General features: G+C 65.7%; 16 protein-coding genes. 13 read left to right on the top strand and 3 right to left on the bottom strand.

Going from position 1 to position 20,614, the window contains the following annotated elements; all coding sequences use genetic code 11:
• From IT350_02175 to IT350_02195, 5 genes are all read left to right on the top strand, one after another.
• Nucleotides 1-1,336, top strand: a 1,336-nt coding sequence (locus IT350_02175) for a radical SAM protein (GenBank protein ID MCC6156831.1), incomplete at its 5' end; no start/stop codon positions are given.
• 19 nt (nucleotides 1,337-1,355) lie between these two features.
• Entirely contained in the window at nucleotides 1,356-2,513 is a 1,158-nt protein-coding gene (locus IT350_02180; protein ID MCC6156832.1) for a radical SAM protein, read from the top strand.
• A gap of 34 nt (nucleotides 2,514-2,547) precedes the next feature.
• Nucleotides 2,548-3,942: a B12-binding domain-containing radical SAM protein gene (locus IT350_02185; protein ID MCC6156833.1), complete on the top strand. Its 1,395-nt coding sequence runs from the start codon at nucleotides 2,548-2,550 to the stop codon at nucleotides 3,940-3,942.
• An 88-nt stretch (nucleotides 3,943-4,030) separates the two neighbouring features.
• Nucleotides 4,031-5,383, top strand: a complete 1,353-nt coding sequence (locus tag IT350_02190; protein ID MCC6156834.1) for a hypothetical protein — start codon at nucleotides 4,031-4,033, stop codon at nucleotides 5,381-5,383.
• A gap of 23 nt (nucleotides 5,384-5,406) precedes the next feature.
• Nucleotides 5,407-6,156, top strand: a complete 750-nt coding sequence (locus IT350_02195; protein MCC6156835.1) for an RNA pseudouridine synthase — start codon at nucleotides 5,407-5,409, stop codon at nucleotides 6,154-6,156.
• On the opposite strand, the gene IT350_02200 is transcribed toward IT350_02195, so the two are convergent.
• On the bottom strand, nucleotides 6,135-6,881 hold the full coding sequence (locus tag IT350_02200) for a PHP domain-containing protein (GenBank protein ID MCC6156836.1): 747 nt from the start codon (nucleotides 6,879-6,881) through the stop codon (nucleotides 6,135-6,137). The genes IT350_02195 and IT350_02200 overlap by 22 nt on opposite strands.
• 113 nt (nucleotides 6,882-6,994) lie before the next feature.
• Here IT350_02200 and IT350_02205 point away from each other — a divergent pair, with 113 nt between their 5' ends.
• The 7 genes from IT350_02205 (at nucleotide 6,995) to mtnP (ending at nucleotide 16,688) form a co-directional block, all read left to right on the top strand.
• Nucleotides 6,995-8,494, top strand: coding sequence for a TIGR03663 family protein (locus IT350_02205; GenBank protein MCC6156837.1), 1,500 nt, complete (start codon nucleotides 6,995-6,997; stop codon nucleotides 8,492-8,494).
• The gene (locus IT350_02210; protein ID MCC6156838.1) at nucleotides 8,484-11,105 is read left to right on the top strand and encodes an insulinase family protein; all 2,622 of its coding nucleotides are present in this window, start codon (nucleotides 8,484-8,486) and stop codon (nucleotides 11,103-11,105) included. Before IT350_02205 ends, IT350_02210 begins: the two co-directional genes overlap by 11 nt.
• Before the next feature lie 11 nt (nucleotides 11,106-11,116).
• Complete coding sequence (locus IT350_02215; GenBank protein ID MCC6156839.1) at nucleotides 11,117-12,691, top strand: polysaccharide biosynthesis protein; 1,575 nt, start codon at nucleotides 11,117-11,119, stop codon at nucleotides 12,689-12,691.
• Nucleotides 12,688-13,614, top strand: coding sequence for a ribonuclease Z (locus tag IT350_02220; GenBank protein ID MCC6156840.1), 927 nt, complete (start codon nucleotides 12,688-12,690; stop codon nucleotides 13,612-13,614). Before IT350_02215 ends, IT350_02220 begins: the two co-directional genes overlap by 4 nt.
• Before the next feature lie 152 nt (nucleotides 13,615-13,766).
• Nucleotides 13,767-14,540 carry an SUMF1/EgtB/PvdO family nonheme iron enzyme gene (locus tag IT350_02225; GenBank protein MCC6156841.1) on the top strand — a complete coding sequence of 258 codons (774 nt, stop codon included), beginning with the start codon at nucleotides 13,767-13,769 and terminating at the stop codon, nucleotides 14,538-14,540.
• A gap of 5 nt (nucleotides 14,541-14,545) precedes the next feature.
• Nucleotides 14,546-15,748 carry a M28 family peptidase gene (locus tag IT350_02230; protein MCC6156842.1) on the top strand — a complete coding sequence of 401 codons (1,203 nt, stop codon included), beginning with the start codon at nucleotides 14,546-14,548 and terminating at the stop codon, nucleotides 15,746-15,748.
• Nucleotides 15,749-15,824: 76 nt separating this feature from the next.
• Nucleotides 15,825-16,688, top strand: coding sequence for an S-methyl-5'-thioadenosine phosphorylase (mtnP, locus tag IT350_02235; GenBank protein ID MCC6156843.1), 864 nt, complete (start codon nucleotides 15,825-15,827; stop codon nucleotides 16,686-16,688).
• Here mtnP and IT350_02240 read toward each other — a convergent pair.
• Together IT350_02240 and IT350_02245 are read right to left on the bottom strand one after the other, a co-directional pair.
• Complete coding sequence (locus IT350_02240) at nucleotides 16,685-17,356, bottom strand: transglycosylase SLT domain-containing protein (GenBank protein ID MCC6156844.1); 672 nt, start codon at nucleotides 17,354-17,356, stop codon at nucleotides 16,685-16,687. The genes mtnP and IT350_02240 overlap by 4 nt on opposite strands.
• A gap of 367 nt (nucleotides 17,357-17,723) precedes the next feature.
• Nucleotides 17,724-19,646 (bottom strand): S9 family peptidase, encoded by a 1,923-nt coding sequence (locus IT350_02245; protein ID MCC6156845.1) that lies wholly within the window; start codon nucleotides 19,644-19,646, stop codon nucleotides 17,724-17,726.
• A 190-nt stretch (nucleotides 19,647-19,836) separates the two neighbouring features.
• Between IT350_02245 and IT350_02250 the strand changes: the two genes are divergently transcribed.
• Nucleotides 19,837-20,565, top strand: coding sequence for a tetratricopeptide repeat protein (locus IT350_02250; GenBank protein MCC6156846.1), 729 nt, complete (start codon nucleotides 19,837-19,839; stop codon nucleotides 20,563-20,565).
• The last annotated feature ends 49 nt before the right edge of the window (nucleotides 20,566-20,614 follow it).

Raw genomic sequence — 20,614 nt, forward strand, 5'->3', positions numbered from 1 at the left:
CCGGGCCGAAATCATCGACGCGGCGGTCGAGCAGCTTTCCTCGGGGCAGCTCCTGCGCCGCGTTGCCGAGTTCGACCCCGACATCATCGGCGTCACGGGCCTGACGACGAGTTTCGCGTCCACGCAGACCACCCTGCACGCGTTCCATGAGCATTTCCCGCGCGCGGTGCTGCTGACCGGCGGCCCGCACCTGTCGGCGTGGGGCGCGCCGTCGCTCGCCGGATTGCCCGTCGCGGCCGGCATCGCGGCCGAGGGCGAGTTCGCGTTCGGCGACATCCTGCGCGCGGTCGAGAACGACACCCCCCTGCGCGACATCCAGGGCATCTTTGTGAAAGATGATCGCGGGGAATGGTTCGAAACGGGACCGCAGCGCTACTACAAGGACATGGACGACGCGCCGTTCCCGGCGCGGCACCTGTTTAAAAAGCACCTCTACCGCCCGATTCCCGCCGACTACCGGCATCTGCCCAAGATCCCGATCATGTCGGCCCGCGGCTGCCCCTACGGGTGCATCTTCTGCGACAAGAGCGTCTTCGGTCGCCGCCTGCGCGGCAAGAGCCCCAAGCGTACCGTGGACGAGATCGAGCACTGCATCCGCGATCACGGCGCGCGCGGCATCGCATTCCTCGATTCCACGTTCGGCACGGACCGGCGGCGCGCGCGGGAGATCTGCGAGGAGATCCTGCGGCGCAATGTGAAGGTCGAGTGGACGTGCACGCTGCGCGCCGACAGCGTGGACGAGGAGATGCTCGCGCTGTTTCGGCGCGCCGGGTGCTGGAAGGTGCGCCTGGGCATCGAGTCGGGCGACGACGAGATCTTTGCGCGGCTCGACAAGGGCGAGACGCTCGACCACGTGCGGCGTGCGGCGGTGGCGGCGGACAAGGTGGGGTTGCAGTCGAAGGCGTTTTTCATCGTCGGGCATCTCGGCGAGAGCGAAAAGACGCTGCGCAACACGGTCGATTTTGCCAAATCGCTGCCGCTCATGGAGGTGACGGTTCAGATCAACACGCCGATGAAGAACACGCCGCAAGAAGACATGTGGCACGAGTTCGGCGATCTGGACCGGACGAATCTGACGAATTCGAGCTTCTGGGAGCCGGTATTCGTGCCGACCGGGCTGACGCGTGACGATCTCATCCGCTGGCAGAACCGATTCTACCGCGAGTTTCTGCTGCGCCCGAGCGTCTGGTGGCGCCATCTGCGTCACTTGCGCGGGTGGGCCGACATCAAGCGCTATCTGAGCGCGGTGTCGCTACTGGCGTTCCTGCTCTTCAATCGGGAGCTCACCGCGTTTCGACGGCGCAGCGCCGAACTCGCGACGGCGGAGGTGGCTTGAACTCCGCGAAGGACGCCGCGTGAACGCCGCCAGGCGGTGGAGGGCGTTTCGCGCCCTCGCCGCGCACGACCGTCTCTTCTACGCCCACGTCGGAGCGACGCACCGGTGCAACATGCGCTGCCGCATGTGCACCGTGCCGGAGCGCGGCGACGTGGAGCGTGAGGCGGACCCCGCGAAATTCCGCATCGTCGCGAAGGAACTCGCCGAGCTCGGCTGCGCCGTCGTGAGCATCGGCGGCGGCGAACCCATGCTTCACCGCGACCTGCCGGGCATTGTCGAGGCGTTCGCCCGCGAAGGCATGCGCGTGCGCGTGCTGACGAACGGCATCACCGGTTCGCGGCCCACGATCCGGGCGCTCGCGAACGCCGGCGCGACCGATATGTCGGTCTCGCTCGACAGCCTCGATCCCGTGGCGCAGGCGCGGCTCGAGGATCTGCCCGGCATCCTGCCGAAGAAGATGGAAACGATCGCCGCGATCACGCACGAAATGCCCCGCGGCACGCACATCCTCAACGCCATCGTCACGCCGCAAACCCTGCCGGGGCTGCGCCGTGTCGCGCGCTTCGCCGGGGAGATCGGTTATTTCTCCAGCTTCATCCCGATTCATCTGGCGGCCTCCGAGGTGGAGCACCACTTTTTTTCCGACGCGCTCGATCTGGGTTTCGCGCGCGAACACCGCGAAGAACTGCGCGCGTTCTACGGCGATCTCGCCCGCGGGCACGTCGGCGGCGTCATCAATTCGCGCGTCTATCTCGAAAACTCCCTGCGTTACCTGCTGGGCGAGCCCTTTGATTGGTCGTGTCACGCGGGCGTGCTCTACGTGTCCGTCGATCCTTCCGCGCGGATCTCGATCTGCCACCAGTTCGAGGAGACCGACACGGTGGAGGCCGAAGGCTTCGCCGAGCGCTATCTGCGAGGCGACTGGCGGCGGCGTGCGCGGGAGGCGAGCGCCCCATGCCGCGCGTGTTATCGGCCCTGCTGGGCCGAGATCGATCATTTCGCCGAGAACGCCGAAGCCTTTCTGGGCGCACTCGGCACGCAGGCGCGCGGCCTTCTGAGATCGCTCAAACCACGCGCGGCGGAGGAGATCACCGCGATCGCGGAAGAGATTGCCGGCGACACGATTCGCATGGAGGCGGCCGAGATCCGCGTGCGCATGATCCGGGGAAACGCATGACGTCGGGTGATATCATGCTGTCGGGCGGAATCTGATGCGCGTCCTGCTCGCCACGCCGCCCAATCGCGCGCCGCTTCGCTCCGAAGCGCCCATGCTCCTGCGTCAGACGACGCAGATGCCGCCGCTCGGGCTCGTGCGGCTCGCTTCGGCGCTGCGCGCGGGCGGGCACGAGGTGCGTCTGGTGGATCTGGCGGCGCGGGACGGCGACGACGCCGACGCGCTACGGTTGGTCGATGAGTTCCGGCCCGCGATGGTGGGCGTGGGGTCCACGACGGCGCAGATCGTGGACGCCTGCCGTCTGCTCGGCGCGGTCAAGGCGCGCGACGCGCGGATCGCGACGGTGCTCGGCGGGCCGCACGTCAAGTTTTTCGGTAAGGAATCGGCGAAATACGCGGGCGTGGACATCGCGCTCGCGGGCGAGGCGGATCATTCGATCGTCGCGCTGGCGAACGCGGTGGAGCAGGGCGGCGACGCCACGAGCGTGCCGGGTGTCTTTACCCTTCGTGACAGTGAGGTTGCGCGCGGCCCCGCGCCCGAGGTGATTCTCGATTTGGACGCGCTGGGCCCCGTCGAGCGCGATTGGCTCGGCGATTTCTCCTATCGCGATCCCGCGATGCCCGGTCGTCTCGCCACCACCGAGATGGTGCGCGGCTGCCCCTACGACTGCTCGTTCTGCTCCACGCCGCGCGGCGTGATCCGCATGCGCTCGGCGACGCACATGGCCGATGAGATGGAGTCGATCGCGACGCGCCGCGAGGCGGACAGCGTGTATTTCGTGGACGACACGTGGAACGTCAATCCACGCAAGTGCGTGGAGTTTTGCGAGGAACTCGCCCGTCGGCCGAAGCGCCCGCCCTGGATGGCGCGGCTTCGCATCAACACGATGAAACCCGAACTCGTCGCCGCGATGCGCGCCGCGGGGTGCGTGCGCGTGCAGCTCGGCGTCGAGGCGGGCAGCGACGAGGGCATGGTCTCGCTGCGCAAGCGCCTGAAGGTCGACCAGGTGCGCGCGGCGTTTCGTCTCGCCCGCGAGCACGGGATCGACACGATGGGCTATTTCATGCTCGGCCTGCCGAGCGACCGCACGGTGGACGACGTGCGCGGCACGGTCGAGTTCGCACGCTCGCTGCGCCCGACCTACGTGCTGTTCAACGTGTTCACGCCGTACCCGCACACGCAGCTTTACGACGACGGCGTGCGGCGCGGCATCGTGGACGCCCGGCCGTGGGACGAATTCGTAGCCCGTCCGACCGTGGAGTTTTCGCCGCAGCCGTGGACCGAGCACCTCGCGGCGCCCACGTTGTATGCCGAAATGGCGCGTGCGTACCGTCATTTTTACCTGCGCCCTCGGCGCATCGTGGCGCAACTACTGCGCCCCGCTACTTGGGGCAAGGCGGCGCAGGCGGCGTACGGGCTTCTGCGCGCCTGAAAACGTTTCGCCTTCGCCGCACGGTCGAGCTTTTCAAGCCGGATTCGCGTCGGTACAATAACGCCGTCCACTTTCCGGAAGGCATCCCATGCGCACGTCGTCCACGCGGTTCTGGCTGCTCTTTCTCCTCACGGCAGCGCTCTTCGTGAGCGGTTGCGGGTGCGGCGACGACGACGACGATTCCGGCGATGACGACGACGACGACCAGAGCGACGACGACACGACCGACGATGACGACGTCTCCGACGATGACGTCGATGACGACACCGGCGACGACGACACGGGCGCGGGGTGCGAGGAAGTCCCGCCCTCCACGAACGCGCACACGCTGCTCGGGCTCAACTACCTCGTCGTGCCCGCCGCGCCGCTCGCCCGCGAGGAGTTCCACGCGGCGCTGGCCGAGGATCCGGAAGATCAGGATGCGCTGATGGGGCTCATCCTCGCCGACGCGGTGGCGACCTTCGACGCCATGAGCCTCATTCAGACCTACATTGACTACATCCTGCAGGGCTACGAGGAACAGGCGAAGGCCGAAGACGACAACCTGCAGTATTACATCGACGAGTTGCTCGACGAACTGTTCGGTGCGCTGTTCCTCGATCTCTCCGACGAGATGCCGGACCTCGTGGACAAAGCCTCGCAGGTCGAGTGCCTCTCGCTCGAACTCACGGCTTTGCCGATCCGCCAGGACTTCGAGGAGATCGCGAACGTCAGCGGCGACGACTGGGACATGTCGGAGGTGATGGCGAGCTACGGCCTCGTCGCGCCGCTCTCCGGCGCGGTCCGGCTGCTCACGGTGCTCAACTTCAATTTCGACCTGTCGTACGTCTTCGGACTCGCCGACATCGATTTCGGCAGCTACGACACGACCGAGATCATCTCGATCATCGTGGACATCCTCGACAAGATCCTGAATGACCCGGCGTTCCCCGACTTTCTGACGATGGCGGACGGCGGACTCGAAGACTATCGTAAGATTCAATTCGAGCTCGGTCTCGGCTTTCGCGCGGCGGCGGACACGTTTGTGACGATTCGCGGCGAGACCGACGATCAGGTGGACGACGTGCTCGGCTACGTCGATGTCAACGGCGACCTCGCCTACGAGCCCGATTTCGATCACTACTTTGTCCCCGGCTACGGTGAGCTCGACGCCGACGGCATGTCGATCGCGGCCGCTTACGAAAACATGTTCCGCGATCTCGGCGACAGCTTCCTCGACAATACGGAGTACGACGTCGACCCCGCGAATCCCAATCCCTTCGACTTCGCGAGCCTGAACGCGCTGATGCGCGGAGCGGGCCTGCCGCCGCTGCTGCCGAGCTTCGACTGGGCGCTGAACGAGGGATTCGAGGGCGACATCACCGAGGACGGCCTGCGCAACACGCTGCGCACCATCGTCAATCTGCTCCAGACGCTGCTGCCCGCGCCGCCGCCGTATTGATCGGCCGTAAGGATTGTTGAGCCATGTCGCGCGGCGATGATTCGGCGTGCGTCGACGTCGTTTACGAGGACAACCACGTCATCGCGATCGTGAAGCCCGCGGGCGCGGCCTCGCAGCCCGACCGCACCGGCGATCCCTGCATCATCGATACGGTGAAGACGTTGCTGAAATCGCGCGACGCCAAGCCGGGCAACGTGCATCTCGCGAGTCTTCACCGCCTCGATCGCCCCGCTTCGGGTGTGCTGCTGCTCGCGAAGACGTCGAAGGCGGCATCGCGGCTCGCCGAGGCGTTTCGCGACCGCCGCGTGACCAAGACCTACCTGGCCGTCGTCGAGGGATCGCCCGCGCGCGATCACGACCGACTGGAACAGCATCTGAAGAAGGACGCCGCGCGCAACACCAGCCGCATCGTGTCCGCGAACGCGCCGGGGGCGAAGTCCGCCGTGCTGGAGTACCGCGTGCTCGCGCGCTCCGCGATGGAGTCGCTCGTCGAAGTGAACATCGAGACCGGCCGCAGCCATCAGATCCGCGTTCAGCTTGCCGGAGCGGGAATGCCGATCGCGGGGGATCGGCGCTACGGCGCGAAGCGGGGTTTCGGGCCGATGATCGCTCTGCACGCGGCGCGGCTGCGTTTTCCGCATCCCGTGCGCGATGAAGACGTCGAGGTGAGCGCCGAGATCCCAGCGCGGTGGCGGGAGCTGTTCGGCGAAAAGTTGCTCGGTGCCGCGCGAACGAAGACCGCGGCGCAGACCTATCCGGCGACGCCGGTGTAAGTCTTGTCCCACGCGGCGCGCAGTGGCTCTCCGGCGTCGATGCGCGCCTTCATCTTGCGGATACGTCGATAGCCGAGCGTCACGCCGAATGCGAGATTGAGCCCGGAGCGCCACGTCTGTTCGCGGGCGCGGCAAACGAGTGTGCCGGTCGTGAGTTTGGCGAGCAGGTCGACGGGGCCGTCGAAATCGTCCATCAGCACGAACCCGTTGCCGACGCCCGACGCGACGTGCGCGTCCGAGCCGCCGCCGACGAGGATCTTGTGCGCCAGCGCCCAGAGCACGGCGTCGCGGTCGTGCGCGGCCTGGCTGCCGCGCGCATTGAGGCCCTCGATGATGTCGAGGTGCGACGCCAGGCGCGGCAAAACCTCGGGACGCATGCGCGAGCCGAGGTAGGGCAGGAACGGGTGCGGCAGATAGGTTACGCCACCGGCGTCGTGGATGAACTTCGCGGCGTCCACGGGATCCATGTCGCGCGGCGGGTCCTTCGTCAACGAATCGAGAAACAGGCCGATCAGTTCGCCGTGCGTCGTCATGATCTCGCAGCCGATGATGACGCGAAACGGGGGATCGAGTTCGCGCACGGCGAGACCACCCAGGCGCGTGCCGTGGTCGGTGACGGCGACGACATCGAGGCCCGCCTCCCGCACGGCCTGCGCGAACTGCCGGGGATTCATCGAGCCGTCGAAGCTGAAATTCGTGTGGTTGTGCAGATCGACCTTGAGCATGCGTTCAATTTACGCGGCGAAGCGCCGAGCGGCAATGCGCGGCGCGTGCGGCGTCGTGACGACCCGTGTGCAGGCTTGAGACGGCCTTGGCGCTGTGACAATATCAGCGCCCCATGTCGCTTCCCCGTTCATTTTTTCTCATCGCCGCGCTCGTGCGGCTCGTCGCGGGATTCGGGCGTTTTTCGCGACTCGATCTCAAACCAATGCACCACGACGAGGGCGTCAATCATCATTTCGTCGATCGGTTTCTGATCGGCGAGGGCTACGCCTACAGCCCTGATAATTTCCATGGTCCGTTGCTGTACGAGATTGCGTTTCCCGTGGTGGCGCTGTTGGGCGACGACGAAACCGTGCTGCGCGCGATGCCCGCCGTCATGGGACTCGTCGCGGTGGTCGCGACGCTCGCGGCGGCGCCACTCGTCGGCCCGGTCGGCGTGCTGTTCGGCGCGTCGGTGCTCGCCGTGGCGGCGCCCGACGTGTACTTTTCCCGCACGTTCATCCACGAGGTCTATCTCTCACTTTTTCTCATCGCGACGATCGTGTTCGGGCTCCGATTCCTCCGCGACGCGCGCCCGCGGGATCTGCACGGCACGCTGATCTCGCTCGTGGCCGCTTTCGCCATCAAGGAGACGACGGCGATCGCCGTCCTGGGCATGGCGGCGGGATTCGCCGTCGCGCGAGTCGCGGGGTACGAGTCGCCGTCGGGCGTGACGTTCACGAATCCTCTACCGAGAATCGGACTTCGCCGCGCGCTCGACGCCGCGGGCATCGCGCTGATCGTCTGGATCCTGATGTTCACGACGTTCGGCACGAATCCGCGCGGCATCGTGGATTTTTTCGTCGCCTACGTACCTTGGCTCAAGACGGGCGTCAGCGACACGGGCCACGTCAAGTCGGCGATCTACTTTCCCCGGCTCGTGCTCTATTACTATTGGCCGCTGCTCATCGCGGCCGTGCCCGCGCTCGTCGATGTCGCGCGCACCCGGTGTCGCGATTCCATCTTCTTCCTGACGTTTTTCGCCGTTCAGCTTGCCGTCTATTCGGCCATCCCGTACAAGACCCCGTGGTGCGTGATGCCGATCGTCGTGCCGCTCGTGTTTCTCGCGGCCATCGGCGTGCAGACCGCGTGGCGAATTGCCGAGCCGAATCTCGCGGCGCGGATCTGTCTCGCCGCTGCGATGCCGGCGGCCGTCGTCGCCATCGGGTCGTATTCGTGGAAGGTGAATTTCGAGCAATACGACGAGGATCGCGAGCCGATCGTTTACGTCCAGACGCTGCGTCGATATCTGGAGATGATTCCCGTCATCGACGCGGCGGCGAAAAACGATCAGGGAAACTCGACCGAGATCCTGATCGTGGACTATCAGAGCCCGACCAAGTATTACCTGCGTGCGTATCGCAACAAGACGTATTACGCGAACGCGCCGGAATTGCCCGTCACGACGCCGGTCGTGATCGCATCGAAGAGTTATGCGGACAAGGTGCGGGAGAAACTCGCGTCGCCGTATGTGGAGAGTCGTTACCCGGTCTGGCCGGGCATGGAACTGGTGCTGTTCGTCCGCGAGGATTTGACGGCGGACCCGACAAAGAACGGAGAACCGATTGACGGATGAAACGCTGACCATCGAACTGCCCGACGGCGCCGTCGCGCTGTTACACGAAAACCACGACACGCCGGTGGTCGCCTGCATGGCCTACGTGCGCGTGGGATCGGCCGACGAGACCCCCAGGCAGGCGGGTCTCGCGCACCTGCACGAACACATGATCTTCAAGGGGACGCCGACGCGGCCGGTCGGGCGCATCGCGGCGGACATCGAGGCGGCGGGCGGCGACATCAACGCTTACACGACCTTCGACCACACCTGCTACTACGTGACGATCGCGTCGCGCTGGTGGCCGCGCGCGCTCGATGTTCTGACCGACGCGATCCGCAACGCGAGCCTCGACGCGGACGAATTGGCGAAGGAACTGCGCGTCATCTTCGAGGAGATGAAACGCGCCGATGACACGCCCGGCCAGATCGTCGGCAACAACCTGCTCAAGCTCCTGTTCGCGCGCCACCCCTATCGCCACCCCGTCATCGGCCGGCGAAAGACGCTCGCCGCGATGACGCGCGACGACGTGAAGGCGTTCTTCGACGCGTACTACGCCCCAGCCAATGTGTTCTACGTTCTCGCGGGGGATTTCGACGCACGCGAGGCGCGGCGGATGCTCGAAGCCACCGCGCGAACGGCGAAAGCCCCCGAGCCGGAGAAACCGGCGCGCCCCGCCGAGCCGCGTCAGACGCGCCCGCGCGCGCACGTCGCGCTGTCCGACGTGCAGGAAACGACCTTCGAGGTCGCGTGGCGCGTGCCGAGCGTCGGCGATCCCGACAGCGTCGTGCTCGACGTGCTCGCGCTCGTGCTGGGTTCGGGCGAATCGTCGCGCCTCGTCCAGCGCGTCAAGCGCGGCAAGCGCCTCGTGCACGAGGTCTACGCCTACAACTACAGCCTGCGCGATCATGGCGTGCTCGCGGCGGGCGGAGTCTGCGCGCCGAGACGGACGCTCGCGGCGGTCGCCGCCGTGCTGCGCGAAGCCGAGCGATTCCGGCAGGAACCGATTTCGAACGAGGAACTCGAGCGCGCGAAGCGGAACATCGAGGCGGATTTCGTGTTCGAGCGCGAGACGCCCTCGGGTCTCGCGAAGAAACTCGGGTACTCGTATTTGCAATTCGGGCGGCTCGATTTTGACGAGCGCTACCTCGCGACGCTGGCCGCGGTGGACGCCGAGGCCGTGCGACGCGCGGCGTGGATGTATCTCGATCGTTCGCGGGCGAACGTGAGCGTGCTCGCGCCCAAGCCGGTCGCCGCCGGTCTCGACGCCAAAGCCGTGCTGGCCGCCGTGGACGCGATCAAACCGGTCCGCGCCGCGCGCGCCGCCGGGGCGTCCACCCCCGAGAAGGCAACACCGGTCTCGCCGACGCTCGCCGCGGTGCACGGGCGACGCGCTCGGCTGCGCATGACGACGCTTGACAACGGCATGCGCCTGATCGTGAAAGAAACCGCGCAGGCGCCGATCTTTTCGATGCGCACGTGCGTCGCGGGCGGATCGCGGTACGAAAAACCCGAGACGGCAGGGATCTCGCGATTCCTTTCCCGCATTCTCACGCGGGGGACGAAGCGCCGCGACGCGCTGGAATTCGCGAAGACGGTCGAGTCGCTCGCCGGCGGCATCAGCGGATTCTCCGGACGCAACAGCATCGGCATCACGACGGAGTTTCTGAGCCGCCACCTGCGCACGGCGTTGGAACTGACCGCCGAGGCGCTGTGGGTGCCCAGCTTCGACGAGGCCGAGATCGACCGCGAGCGGCACGAGCAGATCGCGTCGATCAGGCGCCGCGAAGACGCGCTCGAACGCCGGTGCATGGACCTGTTTCTCTCCACGCTCTTCGTGCGTCATCCCTACGGCTTGCCGGGAGCCGGCACGGAAGAATCGGTGCGCGCGCTGACGGCGAATCGGCTGCGTGCATTCCATCGCCGGTTGCTCGATCCGCGCCGGATGGTCGTCGCCATCGCGGGCGACGTGCGTTTCGAGGAGGTCGTCAATCTCGCCGAGGAGTATTTCGGACGCCACGCGGGTCGAACCACGTCCGAGGCGGCGCTCGCGCCGGAGCCGATTCCGGACGCGCCGCGCTCGGTGGTGGTGCATCGGGACAAGGAGCAGGCGCATTTGATCGTCGGGTTTCAGGGCGCGCGGCTGGCGGGACGCGATCGGCACGCGATCGAGGTGCTCAACGCGCTGCTGTCGGGGCAGGGCGGGCGGCTGTTCATGGAGCTTCGCGACCGCCGCCACCTCGCGTATTCGGTGTCGAGCTTCAATCAGGAAGGCGTCGAGCCCGGCGCGTTCGGCATCTACATCGGCACCTCGCACGGCAACGTCGATGCGGCGCGCAAGGGCATCTGGGAGCAGATCGAACGGCTGCGTTCGGAGCCGATCGGCGAAGACGAACTCGAGCACGCGAAAAACTACCTGATCGGCAGCACGCAGATCGAAATGGCGCACATGTCGTCGGTGGCGCTCTCGATGGCGCTCGACGAATTGCTCGGCCTGGGCTATCGCGATCCCTTCCGGCTGGCGAAGGCGATCGAGCGCGTGCAGGCGCGCGATGTGTTGCGCGCCGCGCGGCACTATCTGCGTCCCGAGGCGCACGTCGAGGCGCTCATCACGGCGCCCGGCCGCACGTAGGCGGAGCGAGCGTGGCTGAATCCGGACAGCGGTCCCTCGGCCAGCGGGCGGCCGGGGCGATGGCGTGGAACTTCGCCGGCAAGCTGTACTTCATGCTGGCGAAGTACGTCGAGAGCATCATCCTGCTGCGAATGCTCGGAGCGCTGGAAAACGGCGCGCTGATCGGCGCGCTGAACATCCAGGCCACGCTGGTGATGTTCATCAGCCTCGGTATCGGCAACACGCTCCTGCGATTTTTGCCGCAGATCCGCGAAGAGGGTCTGGGCGAGCGCGCGTTCCTGCGCCGCCTCATGGCGTTTCGCCTCGCGGTGTCGCTCGGGGCCGGGGCGCTGCTCGTTGTGTTCGCGCGCGCAATCGCCGCGTCGTATCTGCACGACGAGTCCCGGGTCGGTCTCGTGTACGCATCGGCGGTGATGCTCGTCACCACGTCGGTGCAGAACCTCCAGACGCGCATCCTCGTCGCGCGCTATCGCCAGAAGCAGATCAACGTCATCCAGTCCGCGGTGGTCACGGTCTATCTCGCCGTCGCCATCGTCGGCCTGGTCGCGGGCGGCGGTGTCACGCTGGTGATATCCGCCAACGCCGTCGCCACGCTGCTGGGCTGCGCGTGGATGTGGTGGGACGAGCGAAAGACGCGTCCCGTCGAACAACCCTCGGCGCCGCCGACCGGCGCACGCACACGCGCGTTTTCGATTCGCCGCTTGGTCGCGTTCTCGTTCACGTTCTACCTCTACGATCTGCTCAACATCGTGCTGGAAAAGCAGCTCGACATCTGGATGCTCGGATTCCTGCATCCCGATCTTCGGCAGGTGACGTATTACGCCCTCGCGTACAACTTCGCGTTTTTCGCGTACGGCGTGTTCTCCAAAGTCTTCACCGAAGGCTTCACGCTCTCGCTCGTGGCCGACGTGTACGCGACGGGCGACATGGCGAAGCTGCGTCGCGTGTTCGGCGCGATCTTCGAATACATGTACCTGTTCGCGATTCCGGTCGCGGTGGGCGGCCTGCTGCTCGGCGACGATCTGCTGCGCCTCATGTACGGCGACGAGGGACTCGGCATCATCGGCCCGGCCATGCTGTTCCTGCCCGTCATGGCGATCGGAAAATACTCCGGCATCGCCGCGAATTTTCTGGGCGCGATGGACCGCGAACGCGCGTTGATTACCTCGCGAGCGATTTTCGGCGCGGCAAACGCCGCCGTGAACGTCATGCTGATTCCGCGTTACGGCGCATGGGGCGCGGCGATCGGCACCGCCGCCGCGACGCTCGCGGGATTCACGTACGAGGCCGTGCTGCTGCACCGCGCGCTGCGCCCGACTTATCCGTGGAAATTCGTCGCAAAGATCTCGCTGGCGTCGGCCGTGATGGGACTTGCCGTGGCCGGGGTTTGTCGCTATGTTCCGCCCGCCGACGCATGGCGCCTCGCGGTGGGGTTGCCCGTCGGCGTATGCGTTTTCGGAGCGATGCTCGTCGTGCTGCGTCCCATCGACCCCGCCATCCTCGAGATCGTCGGCAAGACCAGGATTCCGGGCGCCGCCTTCGCCGCGCGCTGGATGACGCCGCGCAAATCCGGAGCCCCATCGTGATCGAGTGCGTTTTGCTCGGCAGCGGCGGCATGATGCCCATGCCGTATCGGTTTCTCGTCAGCCTCGCGGTACGACTCGAAGGGCGCACGCTGCTGTTCGACTGCGGCGAGGGCACGCAGATCCCGGTCAAGATGACCAAGATCGGTATCAAGCCGATCCGCGACATCTTCATCAGCCACCTGCACGCCGATCACGTCACGGGCCTACCCGGCATGCTCATGATGCTCAATCAGAGCGAGCCCGACGGCCCGGTGCGAGTCTACGGCCCGCGCGGCATCGCCGATTACGTCGACGCGCAGGAGCGCACGCTGGCCTTCGAGCGCGACTATCCGCTCGAGGTCCGCGAGTTGCACGGCACCGAGGGCGTGGCGCTCAGCGAGGACAGTTTCGAGGTCGTGTTCCGGCAGCTTCGCCATCGCACGCGCTGCTTGGGTTACGCGGTCGTCGAGCGCGACCAGCCGGGACGATTTTCCGTCGAGCGGGCGCGCGAACTGGGCGTGCCCGAGGGTCCGGCATGGGGGCGTCTCCAGCGCGGCGAAACGGTCGCCCTGGATGGTGGCGTCGAAGTGAAACCCGACCAAGTGCTTGGTCCCGCGCGGGCAGGCCGGCGGATCGTTTATGCCAGCGACACGCGCCCGTGCCGCAACCTTGTCGAACTTGCGCGCGGCGCGGATCTGCTTTTCGTCGAGGGCATGTTCGAGCACGAGCTCGCGGTCGACGCGAACCAAAAAGGACACCAAACGGTGGTGCAGGCGGCGAAACAGGCGCGCGAGGCGGGCGTGGCTCGCGCGGTGCTGTTCCACTTTTCGCCGCGCTATCGAGACGAAGATTTGGCGCGGCTCGGCGCGCAGGCCAAGGCCGAGTTTCCCGCGATCGAGATCGGACGCGATCTGGCGAGATTCGAAATCCCCGTCCGGCCCTGATTCGCGCTGAGGCGCGATGAATCCAGTTGGGCGCAACGAATCCTGCAGGGCGCGATGAATCGCGCCCCTACCGCGCCGCGCGTCGCTTGACAACGCGGCGACTCGCCGAACAATGAATGTTCGATCCCGCGAATCACGGAGTCAGGCCGACCATGCGTCCCCACGTATCCATTGTCGCAATCGCAATTCTGATCGGGTGCGCCTGCGTGCCGGATCGCGATGTGGACGACGATGCCGCGTTGCATTGGATCGACGTGAGCGGCGGCGGGTTCGTGATGGGCTGCGCGGCACTGGATGTCGAATGTGCTGAGGACGAATTGCCGGCGCGCGAGGTGAGCGTCTCGGCATTTCGCATGCTCGCGACCGAGGTGACGCTATTGCAGTATCTCCACGTGGCGGGCAACAACCCGAACACGTTCAACGATTGCTCGCGATGCCCCGTCGAGGGTGTGGACTGGTTCGCCGCCGACGCATTCTGCCGCGCGATCGGGGCGCGGCTGCCGACCGAGGCCGAGTGGGAGTTCGCCGCCAGGGCGGGCTCGGACATGACGTGGCCATGCGGAGAAGACCCGGCGTGTCTGGATGAAATCGCGTGGCACGCGGGCAACGCCGGCGGCGCGACGCACCCGGTGGCAACGAAAGCCGCCAACGCGTGGGGGTTCTTCGACCTGCCCGGGAACGTCGATGAATGGACGTCGGATTGGTACGCCCCGCTCGCCGACATTGACGAGACGAGCGACCCGACGGGCGCGGACGAGGGCGTGTGGCGCGTCATCAAGGGCGGAAGCTGGCTGGTCGGAGAGGCGTGGCACCTGCGTCCGTCGTACCGGGGATTCGGCGTGGATCTCGCGCCGAACTTCGCGGCAAGCCACGTCGGTTTCCGCTGCGCGATGTCGATTTCGGACGAGAACACCCGGTCGGAGTGAAGAGCATGACGACGCGAAAAGAGCCCGAACGGTTGATGGACGACGTGAGCGCGCTGGCCGAGATTCCGAATCGCGGACCCGCGACCGAGGGCGAGGCGCGCGCCGCGCTCTACGTTTCGCGGAGAATGACGGATCTCGGGCTCGATCCGCAGGTCGCGCCGTTTCGCGTGGTGCCGCACTTCCCGATGGCGTGGGCGCTGCACGCACTGTTTCTGGCGGCCACGTGCCTGATCGCCGTCACGAGCCCCTTCGCGGCCTTCGTCGCGCAGGCGCTCATCTTCATTTCGTTCTGGGGCGACTCGACGACACGTTTTTACTGGATTCGCTCGCTGCTTCCATCGGCGACCAGCCGTCACGTGATCGGCCGTCTCGCGGCGAAAGGCGTCGCGAAGAAGACCGTCGTGTTCGCCGCGCACATCGACTCGGGCCAGATGGGGATGATCATGGAACCGGTGCAGGCCGAGAGAGTCTGCCGTTTCCACAAGCGCGTCCTCGGAACGCAGCCCTTGATGCTCTCGCTCGTCGTCGCCGCGTTCCTGACCGCGCCGGTGGCGGTGCTGCACTACCGCGTGATGGGGCCTGGCGGCGCGTCCACGTACATTCTCCTTGCGGCGATCGTCGCCAACCTCATTCCGGTCGTCATTTTTTCGCAGCTCGAATTCGCGAAGATCAGCCCGGGCGCGAACGACAACGGTTCGGGCGTGGCGGTCATGCTCGAAATGGCCCGGCGCCTGCGTGCGAAACCGGCCGAGAACACCGAGGTGGTTTTCGTCGGAGTCGGCTCGGAAGAAACCTACATGATGGGCATGGCGTGTTTCATGGAAGAGCACGGGCATCGCTTCGACCGCAACCACACGTACTTTCTCGTGCCCGAGTCGTGCGGGAACGGCACGCCGCGCGTCATCGTGGCGGAGGGCGTCGTTTCGATGCACCATCACGATCCCGAACTCGCCGGGCTCGTCTTTCTTGCCGCGCGCCGCCGGGGCATCAAGGCCGATCCGGTCACGTTGCGCACGGGCGGGACCGACTGCACGCCGCCCTCGGTGCGCGGGTATGCCGCGACGGGCATCATCTGCATGAACGAAAACGACTACGTGCCCAACTATCACTGGAACACCGACCTGCCGCGCGATGTGAAGCCGGATGTGATGACGCGGGTCGCCGACATCTTCGAGGAGACCGTGCGCATCATCGACAAGGATCTGTGAACACCGTTCGATCGCATTGATCCGGCGCGATCGGTTCTGCTAGAGTCCCACGCCATTCCTGCGGAAAGGGAGCGTGATGACGACCGTGAAAATCGGGGTGATCGGGGGCAGCGGCCTGTACGAGATGGAAGGTCTCGCGAACGTGCGCGAGGTCGTGGAGTCGACCCCCTGGGGCGCGCCCTCCGACGCGCTGATCTGCGGCGACCTCGGCGGCGTGCCGATGGTTTTCCTGCCGCGCCATGGCCGCGGGCACGTGCTCACACCGTCGGAAATCAACTATCGCGCGAATATCCACGCGCTGAAGAGTCAGGGTGTCACGCACGTCATCAGCGTGTCGGCGTGTGGATCGCTGCGCGAGGAGATCGAGCCGGGCCGCATCGTGCTCATCGACCAGTTCTTCGACCGCACCAAGGGCCGCGCATCGACGTTCTTCGGCGACGGCGTCGTCGCGCACGTCGCGTTCGCCGACCCGGTCTGCCGCGATCTGCGCGCGTTGCTGCTCGACGTCGGTCGCGAACTGGGCATCCCCGTGCACGACGGCGGGACCTACGTGTGCATGGAAGGCCCGGCGTTTTCGACTCGCGCTGAGAGCGTCTTTTATCGACAGATCGGTGCGGACGTCATCGGCATGACGAATTTGACCGAGGCCAAGCTCGCGCGGGAGGCGGAGCTGTCGTATGCCACGCTGGCGCTCGCGACCGACTACGATTGCTGGCGCGAGCACGACGCCGACGTGGACATTCAGGACATCCTGCGCGTCATGTCGCAGAACGTCACCAACGCGAAGGCGATCATCCGCGCCGCCGTGCCGCGCATCACCATGCAAATCGGTACCGCGTGTTTCGAGGCGCTCAAGTTCGCGATCATCACGGACCGCTCGAAAATTTCGACGAAGCGCAAGGACGATCTGCGCGTGATCGCGGGGAAGTATCTCGATTAATCCTGCAACAACTGGAAGATGTAGGCGGTGTAGTTGCGGGTTTCCTCGGGCATGCGGTCAAGCCCTTTCGAGTCGACGTTGCCCGGACCCCAGTTGTAGGCGGCCAGCGCCGCGCGCAGATTCCCCTGATAGCGGTCGAGCATCTGCCGGATATACCGCGCGCCGCCCATGATGTTGTCCAGCGGATCGAACGAGTTGTTGACGCCGAGCGCGCTCGCCGTGCCCGGCATGAGCTGCATGAGCCCGCGCGCGCCCGCCGGCGACACCGCCTCGGGGTTGTAGTTGCTCTCGGCGCGGACAATCGCGTGGATGATGCGCTCGGGCAGGCCGAAGCGCCGTGCGGCGAAACCGATGATCTCGTCGAACTTCGAGCCCGGCCGATACGGCTCGACGGGCCGGATCACCTCTTCCACCTCCGGCTTTTGCTGCATTTGCGCGGCGATCGCCATGAGACCGAGCCACTGATACGTGGTGGACGCGCCCTCGACGTCGCCCGACAGCGCCGAAAGCGCCTGTCCGCGCGCCGTGTTCATCAGGTGCATCGCCACCTGGCGAAGAGCCTCGGCGCCTTGATCGGACGGCGGGCGTTCGGCCTGCGCGTCGAGCACGTCTTCGAACGACCCGCGCTCCGCGCGAACGGAGGGCGGCGCGCCCGCACCGAGCGACATCGGCTCGCCGTCCCAGTGGATTGCGATGGGGCTGGACGGATTCATCCCTCAATTGTACCCAATCGTTCGGCGGAATTCCACGTCCAAGTTGCGTCATGAACGGCACGGTCGGCGGGACTGGCGGACGCCCAAAAAAAATTTTGCCCCGGGTGAGACCGGGGCAATGGCGATGTTTCCTTGGGTCGTGCTTTGTGTGTGAAGGAGGGAGCCCGGTCCGATCGGCTTTCGCCTTGCTTTCCGGGGGGTGGCCTTGCGGCTTTTCCCGTCCAACCAACATCCGCACCTTAAATCGGCGTGAGAAAATCGAGTATGACTTGCGTCATCAAGGTGTCGTTCCCGATCGGAATGGTCAGGCGCGGAAAATCCGTCAGTTTGCCGCGGGTTTTTCCGTCGCGGTGGCCGGGCGGAGCAGGTGCCGACGCAGAAAGTCGGCCATCTTGGGGTAAGCGTCGAGACGGTTTTTCAGCTTCGTCAGCCCGTGACCCTCGTCGGCGTAGAGCAGGTATTCCACGTCGCGTCCGTTCGCTTTCACCGCCGCGACCATCTGCTCGGCCTCGTTGGTCGGCACACGCGGGTCGTTCGCTCCTTGGATCACCATGAGCGGAGCGGCGATGCGGTCGGCCTTGTGAACGGGACTGATCGAGACGAGGAATTCGCGGTCGTTCGCGAGCGATCCGTATTCCGCCTCGCGCAGCGGTCGCCGCCAGGAGCCGGTTTTTTCGAGAAACGTCTCGAAGTTGCTGATACCCACGATCGAAACCCCCGCGGCCCACAGGTTCGGGTATTCCGTGAGCCCCGCGAGCACGACCCAACCGCCGTAGCTGCCGCCGATCACGCCGATGCGTTTTTCGTGAATCCAACCGCTCTTTTTCAGGTACTCCGCGCCGAGCGCGTAGTCGCGAAGCGAGTTCATGCGGTTTCGCTTGTCGTCGAGCGTCAGGTACGTCTTTCCGTACCCCGCGCTGCCGCGCACGTTGGCGGCGAAGATCGAGACGCCCCGGCTCAGAAAATACTGGAAGAGGGGCGAAAAGGTCGGGCGTTCCTGCGCCTCGGGGCCGCCGTGCGCGTACACCAGCGCCGCTCCGTTGCCGTCGCGCTGCGCGTCGCGCGGACGATAGAAGTACGCCGGCACGACGAACGACCCGTGCCCGGGGTACTTCAGGAACTCGGGCTCCACGAAGCTCGCGGGATCGATCCCCGCCGTGTCGGAGGTGGTGAGCCGCCGGTTGGTGCCGGACGCGATGTCGAAAACCCACAGGTCCGACGGCGCGGTCGGCGACGTGAAGGAATAAAGCAGTTTCTTGGCGTCGGGCGAAAACGCGAACCGATTGACCACGCCGCCCGTGAGCGGGATCTGCCCGAACGTCTTCTGCCGGTCGATGTCGACGAGAAACGGTTTCGAGTAACCGTTGACGTTCAGCGAATACGCCATGAATTTGCCGTCTCGGCTGATGGTGAGCGCCTCGGTGTCCCACATCGCGGCGTCGAGAAAGTCCACGATGCCCCGCCGAAGACGAAAGAGCGCGAGCTTCGACCAGTCCTGCGTCAGATTCGAGACGACGTAGAAGTTTTTGCTCTCGAAAGGCCAGACGACCTGCGTGTACGTGGCGTAACCCGTATGCGGCGTGAGGTGGCGATCCTTAAGCGATTCGAGTTCCACGAGATACAGGTTGTTGTTGAGGTTCGATTCCCAGTTGGTGACGACGAGATAGCGGTCGTTCCACGACCACGCGGCGACCTCGTTCATGCCGTCCTGCTCGAAGACGCGTCGTGCTTTGCCCGTCGCCACCTCCATCACGTACACGTCGAACCACCGCTCGTCGCGCTCGTTGCTCGCGTAGGCGATGTAGCGCCCGTCGTGCGACCAAGCGCCGAAGGTGTGAATGACCTTGGGGTTTTGGGTGAGCGGCCGGATGCCCGTGCCGTCGCCGTTCATGAGATAGATCTGCGTGCGTTCGTTGCCGCCCTCGTCCATGCCGAAGGCGATGACGTCCTGCGTGGGCGAGTACTCCGCGAAGGCGACGCGCTCTTTGCCGTCGGTGAGTTGACGTGTGTTGCCGCCCGACGACGGCACCTGCCAGACCTGGTCGGTGCCGCTCACGTTGGTCAGATAGACGACGCGCCGTCCGTCCGGCGACCACGACCCGCCCTTGGTCGAGCGGATGTTCAGGTATTGCTCGATCGAATATGTCCCCTCGTCGGCGACCGAGACACCGGCGATCAACCATCCCCAAATCGCAAAAACGACGGCGAGCGAAAAAGCCCGATTCCCTGCGCGGCAAATCGTCATTCCAGAACCCCCACGACGCGGCAAAATGACAGCGGACCGTATCGGGCGCGGCGCGCGGTTGTCAATTGCGTCGGCGGCGCAGTGTTCGCTGACAATTGAAAGCGACTTCACGGCGCTTGAAGTCGCCTTGGACCGGGCCTAATGTGGCGCGGCTTTTCGGGCGCGTCGACGCCGTTTTTTGGGGAGATTCGTGGACTGGCTGTGGTCCATTCTGCCGATGGTGCCCACCGTGGTGGCGCTGATCGACTATTTCCGGCGACGGCCCGAATTCTACTGGTTCTTCATCATCGTCTTTTTCCCGACGCTCGGCCCCATCGTCTATTTCCTCGTGGTCGTGCTGCCGCACTCCGCCGTCGAGGGCGCGGTGTCGATCACGCTGTCGGAGCGTCGCCGCAAGAAGGAACTCGAAGCCCGCATCGGGCAGGCGCCGCTGCCGGGGCTGCTGGCCGAACTCGGTGAGCTTTATTACAAGGACGGCCAGTTCGGACCCGCCGCGAAGTATCTGGCCGATGCGCTCGACAAGGGGATCGACCACCTCGAAGCGCGCTTCTACCTGGGTCTCGCGTGCGAGCGTCTGGGGCGCACGCGCGACGCGATCGACCATCTCGTCAAGGTCGTGCGGGCCGATCCCAAATTCCGTTACATGGAAGCCATGCTCGCGCTCGGGCGCAACCTGGAGGCCGATGGCCAGCTTCGCGACGCCGAGGCCGCTTACCGGCAAGTCCGGCAAACGCACACTTACGCCGAGGCGCGCGCGCGACTGGCGGATCTGCTGGAAAAAAAGGGACAAAACGGCGAGGTACGCAAGCTCTACGAACTGATTGTCACCGATGCGATGGGCCAGCCGGGTTACATCCGCCGCCGCGAAGCCCCCTACATCCGCAAAGCGAAGCTCTGGCTCAAGACGCACGCGTCGTGAAACTCAAGACGCACGCGTCGTGAAACTCAAGACGCACGCGTCGTGAAAC

Source organism: Deltaproteobacteria bacterium (assembly GCA_020845895.1).
Taxonomy (GTDB): Bacteria; Lernaellota; Lernaellaia; order JACKCT01; family JACKCT01; genus JADLEX01.

Excerpts from the sequence above, each read along its gene's own strand:
- IT350_02195 (MCC6156835.1), top strand. The coding sequence starts at position 5,407 with ATGTCGCGCGGCGATGATTCGGCGTGCGTCGACGTCGTTTACGAGGAC.
- IT350_02240 (MCC6156844.1), bottom strand. The coding sequence starts at position 17,356 with ATGTCGCTCGGTGCGGGCGCGCCGCCCTCCGTTCGCGCGGAGCGCGGG.
- IT350_02225 (MCC6156841.1), top strand. The coding sequence starts at position 13,767 with ATGCGTCCCCACGTATCCATTGTCGCAATCGCAATTCTGATCGGGTGC.
- IT350_02205 (MCC6156837.1), top strand. The coding sequence starts at position 6,995 with ATGTCGCTTCCCCGTTCATTTTTTCTCATCGCCGCGCTCGTGCGGCTC.
- IT350_02245 (MCC6156845.1), bottom strand. The coding sequence starts at position 19,646 with ATGACGATTTGCCGCGCAGGGAATCGGGCTTTTTCGCTCGCCGTCGTT.
- IT350_02185 (MCC6156833.1), top strand. The coding sequence starts at position 2,548 with ATGCGCGTCCTGCTCGCCACGCCGCCCAATCGCGCGCCGCTTCGCTCC.
- mtnP (MCC6156843.1), top strand. The coding sequence starts at position 15,825 with ATGACGACCGTGAAAATCGGGGTGATCGGGGGCAGCGGCCTGTACGAG.
- IT350_02230 (MCC6156842.1), top strand. The coding sequence starts at position 14,546 with ATGACGACGCGAAAAGAGCCCGAACGGTTGATGGACGACGTGAGCGCG.
- IT350_02200 (MCC6156836.1), bottom strand. The coding sequence starts at position 6,881 with ATGCTCAAGGTCGATCTGCACAACCACACGAATTTCAGCTTCGACGGC.
- IT350_02190 (MCC6156834.1), top strand. The coding sequence starts at position 4,031 with ATGCGCACGTCGTCCACGCGGTTCTGGCTGCTCTTTCTCCTCACGGCA.